Below are 8,516 nucleotides of genomic sequence, written 5' to 3' on the forward strand. Positions count from 1 at the left end.
TTAGTCGAGGCGCGGTGTCCGCGGGGGAGCGGTGCGGCGCTCGCCTGTTGCTTCAAAGGCCGCGGCCAGTGCGAGCAGTGCGGTGTCGTCGTAGGCGCGGCCGGCGAATGTGAGTCCGACGGGCATGCCGATATCGCTCATGGTTCCCATCGGTACGGTGACCGTCGGGATCCCCAGGTGCCGGGGGACGAGGTTGCCGTTGGCTACCCAGACACCGTTGCGCCAGCCGAGGTCGGCTGAGGATTCGTTGACGTCCATGTCGGCTGGTCCGACGTCGGCGGCGGCGGGGAAGATGACCGCATCCAGGCCGAGTTCGTCCATCCATTCCTCAAGGTCCACCCGCCGGGTCGCTTCGAGTCCGCGCAGGCCTTCTTCGAGGTGCGGGATGTCGGTGAGGGAGGCAACCGCGTGTGCGCGGATGTGCGCCGGGTAGTCGGCGATGTCGTCGTCGAACCCGTCATAGCAGTCCGGGAGGGCGCCTTCCGGGTGCGGGAAGATCGCCGTGCCGTCGACGTCGGCCAGGCCCTTGAGCGCCGGATCCCCGTTGGCTGCGAGGAAGTCGTCCCAGGCCCAGGCCGAGAGCTCGACGATTTCCCGTTTCAGGTACTCCGGGCTGACCAGTCCGCGGGTGGAGATGGTGGGCGCGCCCGGGCGGTCGCCTTCGTAGTTGGAGACGACGGGGAAACCCACCAAGACGACGTCGGCTCCGGCGGCTTCGAGGTCGCGCCGGGCTGCCTCCCACAGTTCCATCACGGAATCGCGGGTCTGGATTCGTTGGCCGGTGGGTCCGCCGATGCCGGGAGTTTCGCTGGTGCCGGCGTCGGGGTCTGCGTTGATGTACATGCGCGGCACCCCGAAGCGTTTGCCCTTCAAAGCCGAGCGGGCGCCGTCGACGTCGGATGGTGCGAGCGCCGGGTAGGAAGCAGGACGGACCCGGGACGCGGCCGGGATCTGGACCCACGGCTGCGCGCGCCAGAAGTCGCCGCGGGTTTGGGCGTCGTCGGCAACGATGACATCGAGCAGTTCCAGCAGGTCTGCCATGGACCGGGTGTGGGGCACTACGACGTCCATAGTGGGGACCAGCGGCCAGTTGCCGCGCACAGAGATGACCCCGCGCGACGGTGTGTACGCGCACAGGGCATTGTTCGACGCCGGTGCGCGGCCACTCGACCAGGTCTCCTCGCCCAGGCCGAAGGCTCCGAAGCTCGCCGCGGTCGCGGTTCCCGAGCCGTTCGAGGATCCGGAACCGAAAGCCGCGGTGAGGAAATCGGCGTTGTAGGGGCTTTCGGCGCGTCCATAGATCCCGCGTTGCATGCCGCCGTTGGCCATGGGCGGCATGTTGGTCAGGCCGAGGAGCACGGCGCCCCCCGCGCGGAGGCGTTCGATGGTGAAGGCATCGCGTTGCGCGATGAGGTTTTCGAACGCGGGGGAGCCGGCGGCAGCCGTGAGCCCTTTGGCCAGGTAGCTGTCCTTGGCGGTGTACGGAGTGCCGTCGAGGGGCCCGAGGGTGGTGCCGCGTGCCCGGCGCTCGTCGGAGGCCCGGGCATCTGCGAGCGCTTCGGGGTTCATCACCACCATTGCGTTCAGCGTGATGCCGTTGCGGTCGTAGGCGTCGATGCGGTCCAGGTACGCCTGGGTGAGTTCCTCGCTGGTCACTTCGCCGGCCTCCAATGCTGCACGCAACTGCGCAATAGAGGCCTCGACGACGTCGAAGCGGCTCATCGTGCGGCCTGGCTGGTGAGTTTGGGCTGCTGTTGCGTGATGCAGTGGATTCCTCCGCCCCGGGCGAGGATCGGCCGGGCGTCCACGGTGACGACGCGGCGGCCCGGGTAGGCCTCGGCCAGGATTTCCGCGGCCAGGGCGTCGGCCCGCTCTTCGCCATAGCCGCACGCAATCACGCCGCCGTTGACCACGAGGTGGTTGACGTAGCTCCAATCGACGAAGCCTTCCTCGTCGCGGAGGGTCTCAGGCGCGGGAAGCAGGGTGATCTCGAACGGCTTGCCTGCAGCGTCCTGCTGGGTCTCGAAAAACCGCTGGAGGGTGCGGCTGACCTCGAAGTCGGGGTGACCTGGGTTGGTCTGCGAGTGCAGCAGGACCCGGCCGGGGGAGGGAAGGGTAGCCACCATGTCGATGTGGCCGCGAGTGCCGAGGTCCTCGTAGTCACGCGTGAGGCCCCGCGGTACCCACACGGTGTGGGTAGTGCCCAACGTGCGTGACAGTTCCGCTTCGACGCGGGCCTTGTCTGCGTAGGGGTTTCGGCGTGGATCCAGCTGGACGGTTTCGGTGACGAGGACGGTGCCTTCACCATCGACGTGGATGGCGCCGCCTTCGTTGACCAGCAGCGAAGTGACCAGTTCAGCGCCGGACCCTTCGGTGACGAAGCGGGCCATGCCGGCGCTCTTCTCCCATTCGGACCACGCCGGGGCGCCCCAGCCGTTGAAGATCCAGTCGACTGCGCCGAGCACGCCGGGACGCTCGTCGTCGACGACGAAGGTGGGTCCGACGTCGCGCATCCAGAATTCGTCAAGGGGAGCCTCAAGCTGTTCGATTCCGGCGCCGAGCATGCGGCTGGCCCGGTCCCCTTCGCTGGGGTCCACCACCATGGTGACGGGCTCGAACTCGGACACTGCGTGGGCGACGGCGGTCCAGGCCGCGTACGCTTCTTCCGCCGAAGCGGCGTCGCTACCCAGGGTCAGGCCAGTGCGGGGGAACGCCATCCAGGTGCGCTCGTGGGGTGCGGTTTCGGCTGGCATTCTCCAGGCCATGGAAGTCTCCTCCGTGTTGTGAGGTGAAATGTGTTGTGAAGTGTCATTTCTTATTGATCGCGTGATCAACAACAAGAAAACTACTTTAGACTGTTGTGTGATGTCAAGCACGATACAGAAACGCGCTGCGCGGAAGACGCCGGCCGAACGCGCGGCCGAAATAGCCGAGGCCGCCAAGGAAATAGCGCTTGAGCAGGGGCTTTCCGCCATTACGCTGCGCAACGTGGCAGCGCGGGTAGGGGTGGCCTCAGGCCTCGTCGCGCATTACCAGCCCAATGCGGAGGCCTTGGTGGCGGGCATCTTTTCGACCATCGTGGCGGCGGAGACCGAGGAGGTTGCGGGCCTTCTGGAGAAGCAGCCGACTCCCTTGGAACAGCTCGGGATGCTCCTCGAAACGCTCATGGACGTCAGCCGGCTCGATGTCACTGCAATCTGGGTGGAGGCGTGGACCCTGGGGCGTCGGAACGAGGCGCTCGCAGCCTGCGTCCGTGAGCAGATGGATGCATGGCAGGCCGTGGTGCAGCGCGTGGTCGAAGCGGGGATCGACGCCGGTGAGTTCGATACCTTCGATGCTCCGTCTGTCGCCTGGCAGATCCTGGGCATGGTGGACGGACTGAATGCCCAGGCCCTGGTGCGCTGGGACGGCGTCAGCGACCGCGGTACGCACCTCGCCCGCGCCGTGGAAGGCATGGTAGGTGCGGCCCGCGGTTCGCTGCTGCCGGGCGGCGTCCAGCGCACCGGGCTGATCCCAAGCTCGGATTCCTAGTTCGGCAGGTAGTGTTCCAGCCGCTCGAACCCCGGTTGCGAAAGCTCGCTCCCGACGGCGGCGGCCCCCACCGCGCAGGCGGCCGCGAGGCTGCTTTCCTCATCCAGGCCCGACGCGAGTGCGAGGACGAGCGCCGCACAGAAGGCATCACCGGCCCCCACGCTGTTGACGACGCTCGTCTTGGTTGCGGGCGAATCATCCAGGGAACCTAGAGCGCACGGCTGCCAGTTGTCGTGTGGCAGCCCAACTGACTCGCAGTAGATGTCGTTTTTAGGGCCTATAACGACACCTACTGCTGGGCCCACGCCGCCAGGGTTCCCTGGCCGAGCTTGCGAGGCGAGGGTGGCGGCGGGGACTAGTTGGGGACTTGCGAGTCAGGTGGCGGTGGGGACTAGTTGGCAGGGCGCACGGCCCGACCCGCGGCCGCAATCACCAGCTTCTCCGGCAGGAGCTTGACGGCCACCCGGGCAACAAAGGAGTTGAGCCGGCCATCGACGACGCTCGGCTTGTTCCCGTGGATCGCGGACATGGCGGTGTCCACCACCTGCTCCGGGGTCCGCATCGATCCGGCGGCTGCAGCCTCGCCGGCGATTTCAAAGAAGGGCGTGTCCGTAGCCCCCGGGCAAACGGCGAGGACCTTCACTCCCGTGCCTTGCGTCTCGGCCCACAGCGCCTGGGTGAACGAGAGCACGAAGGCCTTCGTCGCGCCGTAGACGGCCATGTGGGGTATCGGCTGGAATGCGGCCGTACTCGCGATGTTGATAATGGCCCCCGAGCCGCGCTCAACCATTCCGGGCAGGTAACGCGTGCTGGTACCGACCAAGGTGGAGCAGTTCAACTGGATCTGTTCGACATAGCGATCGGCGTCTGCGTTGAGAACTTGTCCATGTGTTCCGAATCCCGCGTTGTTGACCAGAATGTCCACTGTGAGTCCCAGGGATTCGGTGGCGAGGTGGAGTTCTTTTGCGGAGTCCGGCAGGCTCAAGTCCATTGCGAGGACAGTCACTTCGGTGCCTTGCTCGCGGAGTTCACCCGCAAGCGCTTCCAGCTTGTCCTGGCTGCGGGCAACCAGTATCAAGCGTGCGCCCTCGGCAGCGAGCCTTCGGGCAAAGACCGAACCAATACCGGTGGACGCTCCAGTGATGACGGCTGTTTTGGCTGAAATATTCATTTCTACTCCTAGTAAACTGGTGCTAATAAACGGACTGTGCGGTTTGTTTTTTGGCCGAGTGTTGAAGTCTTTGACTCGTGGGTTGCTGCGTTACTGGCTGGAGACGAACTGCTGTTCGAGGAGTTGCAACAGTAGCGTCGCGCGTCGTCCGAAGGCATCGAGATCTTTGGGGTCCAGGGCGTCGGTGACCGACTTCAAGCCATCGAATGCGGCCACAATAACCGTTGCCGCGTCGCCGGGATCCCCTGGAAACGTCAAGACGCCGCTTGCGCGGCCCCGTTGAAGGATGCCGGACACGAGGTCCACCCATGCGGCCAGTGGAGAGGAAGCGCCGGGGTGCTCATTCGCAGAAGCCAGTTGATTGGCCAAGTGCACGACGCCCCACGCGGAAGAGTCGCTCAGGACTGTTCTGACCATGAACTCTCCGAGACTGCGCAACTCCACCAGCGGATTGTTCTTGCTGAGAATTTCCTCTTGCACGCGACGCAGCCAACGTGCCTTTTGCTCGTCCACGACGGCCTGGGCCAATGTTGCTTTCGAGGAGAAGTGGAAGTAGATGGCACCTTTCGTGAGCCCGACTTCCCGGATGATGTCGTCCATTCGGGTCTGCTCGAAACCCTTGCGTGCAAAAACGTCCGCGGCAACCCGAAGGATCTCATTCCGGGTGGCCGCGCCCTTGGGCGTACTGCCTGTGTCGCCAAATTCCATATCGTCAAACTACAAACCGACCAGTAGGTATGTCAATCCGGACAGTTCGCCGACCTCGATAATCCGATGGGCACAGCTTGCCGATAAGATTTGGTCGTTTAATGGGGGACGCAACAGCAGTGCTGGCTGGTGTGGCAGATCCTGGGAGGAGTGGGGGACCCAATGCGCGATGAAGCGCTCTTCGAGGCTTCCGTCAAGCGGGAGCTCGTTCATAAGCGCTCGGTTTCGGAAGTCTTCTTGACTGACTTCGTTCAATCAGGTTCCAGGCGGTTCATTGCGGGAGCGCAATGGCCGCGATGGCACGTTTTTTATGGGTCGCCGGACGGTTCGCCGGATTCGGCGATCATGGCTGAGACGTTGCGGCAGGCAGTGATCTTCTTGTCCCATTTGTGCGGAGTGCCCTTGACCCATAAATTCCTCATGCCTCATATGAGCATCTCGGTAGAAGCCGCAATCTTGGATCCCCTGGTACCCGCGCAAGTTGCTGTCGAACTCGATGTGAAGGACATGAAGCTCAGTGGAGGGCACTTGTCGGCCCTGGCTGTGTCTGCGAGGTTCGTTGTTGACGGTGCTCCCGTAGGGGAAGGGGTGGCGGCGGCCCGCATTGTGAATCCGGCGACGTACGAGCGATTGCGTGGGGCGGTCCCTGCCGGGTTGCCCGCCGCTGGCGAAGACTTACTGGCGTGTGCCGACGTCGGGCATGCCACCCAGCGGAACGTGATGCTCGGGCAAAGTTCACGCCGGTTCGTCTGGCCGCTGCGGGTTGATCCAACCCACCCGATTTTCTTTGATCATCCCCTTGACCACGTACCGGGAATGCTTTTGGTGGAGGCTGCGAGGCAGGCTGTCCGCGCAGCGTGTTCCCGGCCGGATGCCGATTTTGCCTTGTTTGAGGCGGAATTCATGAAGTTGGTCGAGTTCAGCTATCCCGTGGACGTTGCTGTGACGCAACTCGAATCACCTAGCCCCCACGGTGTGATGAGGGTCCGGTTGCTGCACGAAGAACAGACCCTGATGTCCTTGTTGGCTCGGGTCAAAACGCCGCGTTGATTCAGGGAGTCCCTGGGCCTTGCGGGTGAATCGGCGCGATGGCCGGCATCATGAAACCCCACATGTCGTCAATCCGTTTGAGAACGTCGCGCCGCTCGGTCAGCACGTTGGAAACCATCTGGACGCCCGTGAACGACGCAACTAGATACCGTGCGAAGTCTGCGGCATCAACCTCGGGCCGCACGTCGCCCTCCAGTTGAGCTTGGCGCGTCAGCATCTCCATGGTGGTGACCCAGTCCTGGTAGGGACCCTTGACGTCTGCGTTGAACGCCGAAGCTTCAAATGTCAGCCGGATGCCAGCCCTGACGATTGGCTCGTCAAGTAGCTGCTGCCCGAATGTCCGGCACATGGCGATCATGGTCTCCAGCGCAGGCAGTCCGGCGGCGGCGATCTTCTCCCCGGCAACACGCACAATGTTGTGCTGTTCGGCGATGACGGCCAGCGCCAGGTCTTCCTTCGACTTGAAATGGAAATAGAGCGCGCCTTTAGTGACCGAAGCGCGGTCAGTGACATCGCTTAGGCTTGCATTCCCATAGCCGACCTCTTCAAAGATCGACGCTGCACCCTCGATGACTGCCGTCCGGGTGGCTTTGGCACGTTGCTGCATGATCCGCGTGGAGACCTCTCCGGTTTCTGCGTCCGGGATACTTGAGTACATGAAACCGACGGACCCGAGGATCGGCGGGGGCCATGTCGACATGTGTTGACCATGTGCCCCGGGTCCTGGTCCTGGGTTCGTCAGGTTTCATTGGAAGCCGGGTTGTAGCCTCGCTTGCCGGATCCGGAAGGGCGCACGTCGTGGCACTCTCACGAAAACCGCCTGCAAGACTACGAAACAATAACGCTACCATTGCGACCGCCGACATTTCCGTCCCGGGGAGCCTGATTCCCTTCCTGGCCGGTATGGATGTTGTCATCCACGCCGCATCCTATGTGGGCTCCGAGCCTCGCCTTGCCCAAGAGATCAACGAGGCCGGCACCGATCATGTCGTTGAGCAATGCCGGCAGGCCGGAGTTGCCCGGCTGATCTATGTCAGTACTTGCAGTGTTTATGGGAGGGGCCCTCACCGCGGCATCCTTGAATCCGAAGCCGACTATCACCCGGCCTCGGTGGCCAGCGCCAGCCGCGCCGTCGCCGAACAATTGATTCTCGGCTACGGCGGCGAAGTTGTTCGTCCCAACCTCGTTTTCGGCGCGGGAGACCGCTGGTTTGTACCGGGCCTGCTCAAACTGATGAAAGTGGCTGGAGGGTGGCCGGGTGATGGTTCGGCGCTGCTTTCGCTTATCGGTGTGGAGGCTCTGGGAGGGCTGCTTTCCGGGCTTGCGCTGGCGCCCGGACAACCCGGGCACGCTTTCCATGCCGCATACCCGGAACCTGTCCGGGTGTCATTCCTTTTGCAGAGCGTTGCCCGGGCATCCGGTGTGGAGTACCCGAAGTTCCTGGGAGATGACGAACGTGCCGGCTCGGCCTTGCGCGCCGCAGGATTCAGTGGCCATCAGATTGACTTGGTGACGAAGGATCACTGGTATTCCTCTGAAGGCCTTTGGCGGGTTTCCGGGCGCGAACCGGAGACGTTCAACAGCGTTCTAGGTGAATTTTCTTCTGCTTACCACGCTCTGAGGGAGTCCACCCGGTAATAAACCGGTTGAACGGTTTGTTTAATGCCCGGTCAGTCTCTACACTTCAGTGCAGTGGCTCGTTGTGTTTTGCGGCAACGGCTGAAGGGCAGTAATGGGGGGAGGTGCGGCCGAGCAATCGACCGCACCTCATCTGTCCTGAAGCCAGCAGCGTCCGATTTCCTATCTCACATTGTTGTGGTTTAGTATTGACGAGTTGCTCCGGCGGGGATGTAAGTCCCTGCGGGCAAAGTTCGGGGCTGTGGCGCAGCTGGTAGCGCACCTGCATGGCATGCAGGGGGTCAGGGGTTCGAGTCCCCTCAGCTCCACCAAAGGAAAGGGAACCACCCGCGCGGGTGGTTCCCTTTTTCGTGTACGCCCGGCATGGGCATTTGCTTGGAGGTGTGAGTCCTCTGGAGGAGAAGGTGGTTTAACTCCT

The 8,516-nt window shown here is 63.3% G+C and carries 9 protein-coding genes and 1 tRNA gene; 4 read left to right on the top strand and 6 right to left on the bottom strand.

Annotated features, from left to right (window positions below):
- Together ABEA18_RS17570 and ABEA18_RS17575 are read right to left on the bottom strand one after the other, a co-directional pair.
- Positions 1 to 1,722, bottom strand: coding sequence for an amidase (locus ABEA18_RS17570; RefSeq protein ID WP_345451251.1), 1,722 nt, complete (start codon positions 1,720 to 1,722; stop codon positions 1 to 3).
- Positions 1,719 to 2,765 carry an agmatine deiminase family protein gene (locus ABEA18_RS17575; protein WP_345451253.1) on the bottom strand — a complete coding sequence of 349 codons (1,047 nt, stop codon included), beginning with the start codon at positions 2,763 to 2,765 and terminating at the stop codon, positions 1,719 to 1,721. The genes ABEA18_RS17570 and ABEA18_RS17575 overlap by 4 nt, the downstream gene beginning before the upstream one ends.
- A gap of 100 nt (positions 2,766 to 2,865) precedes the next feature.
- Here ABEA18_RS17575 and ABEA18_RS17580 point away from each other — a divergent pair, with 100 nt between their 5' ends.
- Entirely contained in the window at positions 2,866 to 3,531 is a 666-nt protein-coding gene (locus ABEA18_RS17580) for a TetR/AcrR family transcriptional regulator (protein WP_345451255.1), read from the top strand.
- Here the strand turns inward: ABEA18_RS17580 and ABEA18_RS17585 are convergent.
- The 3 genes from ABEA18_RS17585 to ABEA18_RS17595 form a co-directional block, all read right to left on the bottom strand.
- Positions 3,528 to 3,836, bottom strand: coding sequence for a PfkB family carbohydrate kinase (locus ABEA18_RS17585; protein ID WP_345451257.1), 309 nt, complete (start codon positions 3,834 to 3,836; stop codon positions 3,528 to 3,530). The two genes, ABEA18_RS17580 and ABEA18_RS17585, sit on opposite strands and share 4 nt — an antisense overlap.
- Before the next feature lie 86 nt (positions 3,837 to 3,922).
- Positions 3,923 to 4,702 carry an SDR family NAD(P)-dependent oxidoreductase gene (locus ABEA18_RS17590; protein WP_345451259.1) on the bottom strand — a complete coding sequence of 260 codons (780 nt, stop codon included), beginning with the start codon at positions 4,700 to 4,702 and terminating at the stop codon, positions 3,923 to 3,925.
- Between the two features lie 90 nt (positions 4,703 to 4,792).
- Positions 4,793 to 5,410: a TetR family transcriptional regulator gene (locus ABEA18_RS17595; protein ID WP_345451260.1), complete on the bottom strand. Its 618-nt coding sequence runs from the start codon at positions 5,408 to 5,410 to the stop codon at positions 4,793 to 4,795.
- Positions 5,411 to 5,572: 162 nt separating this feature from the next.
- On the opposite strand from ABEA18_RS17595, the gene ABEA18_RS17600 reads away from it, so the two are divergent.
- Entirely contained in the window at positions 5,573 to 6,460 is an 888-nt protein-coding gene (locus ABEA18_RS17600; protein WP_345451261.1) for a ScbA/BarX family gamma-butyrolactone biosynthesis protein, read from the top strand.
- A gap of 1 nt (position 6,461) precedes the next feature.
- Here the strand turns inward: ABEA18_RS17600 and ABEA18_RS17605 are convergent, their stop codons facing one another.
- Complete coding sequence (locus tag ABEA18_RS17605; protein WP_345451263.1) at positions 6,462 to 7,160, bottom strand: ScbR family autoregulator-binding transcription factor; 699 nt, start codon at positions 7,158 to 7,160, stop codon at positions 6,462 to 6,464.
- Here ABEA18_RS17605 and ABEA18_RS17610 point away from each other — a divergent pair.
- Together ABEA18_RS17610 and ABEA18_RS17615 are read left to right on the top strand one after the other, a co-directional pair.
- Positions 7,151 to 8,098 carry an NAD-dependent epimerase/dehydratase family protein gene (locus ABEA18_RS17610; RefSeq protein ID WP_345451265.1) on the top strand — a complete coding sequence of 316 codons (948 nt, stop codon included), beginning with the start codon at positions 7,151 to 7,153 and terminating at the stop codon, positions 8,096 to 8,098. The genes ABEA18_RS17605 and ABEA18_RS17610 overlap by 10 nt on opposite strands.
- A gap of 235 nt (positions 8,099 to 8,333) precedes the next feature.
- Positions 8,334 to 8,409, top strand: a tRNA-Ala gene (locus ABEA18_RS17615).
- Positions 8,410 to 8,516: the final 107 nt, after the last annotated feature.

The organism is Arthrobacter gyeryongensis, from assembly GCF_039543785.1.
Taxonomy (GTDB): Bacteria; Actinomycetota; Actinomycetes; order Actinomycetales; family Micrococcaceae; genus Arthrobacter; species Arthrobacter gyeryongensis.

Bases quoted from the DNA above. Each gene is read 5' to 3' on its own strand.
- ABEA18_RS17570 (WP_345451251.1), bottom strand. From the start codon at position 1,722: ATGAGCCGCTTCGACGTCGTCGAGGCCTCTATTGCGCAGTTGCGTGCA.
- ABEA18_RS17575 (WP_345451253.1), bottom strand. From the start codon at position 2,765: ATGGCCTGGAGAATGCCAGCCGAAACCGCACCCCACGAGCGCACCTGG.
- ABEA18_RS17580 (WP_345451255.1), top strand. From the start codon at position 2,866: ATGTCAAGCACGATACAGAAACGCGCTGCGCGGAAGACGCCGGCCGAA.
- ABEA18_RS17590 (WP_345451259.1), bottom strand. From the start codon at position 4,702: ATGAATATTTCAGCCAAAACAGCCGTCATCACTGGAGCGTCCACCGGT.
- ABEA18_RS17595 (WP_345451260.1), bottom strand. From the start codon at position 5,410: ATGGAATTTGGCGACACAGGCAGTACGCCCAAGGGCGCGGCCACCCGG.
- ABEA18_RS17600 (WP_345451261.1), top strand. From the start codon at position 5,573: ATGCGCGATGAAGCGCTCTTCGAGGCTTCCGTCAAGCGGGAGCTCGTT.
- ABEA18_RS17610 (WP_345451265.1), top strand. From the start codon at position 7,151: ATGTCGACATGTGTTGACCATGTGCCCCGGGTCCTGGTCCTGGGTTCG.
- ABEA18_RS17605 (WP_345451263.1), bottom strand. From the start codon at position 7,160: ATGTCGACATGGCCCCCGCCGATCCTCGGGTCCGTCGGTTTCATGTAC.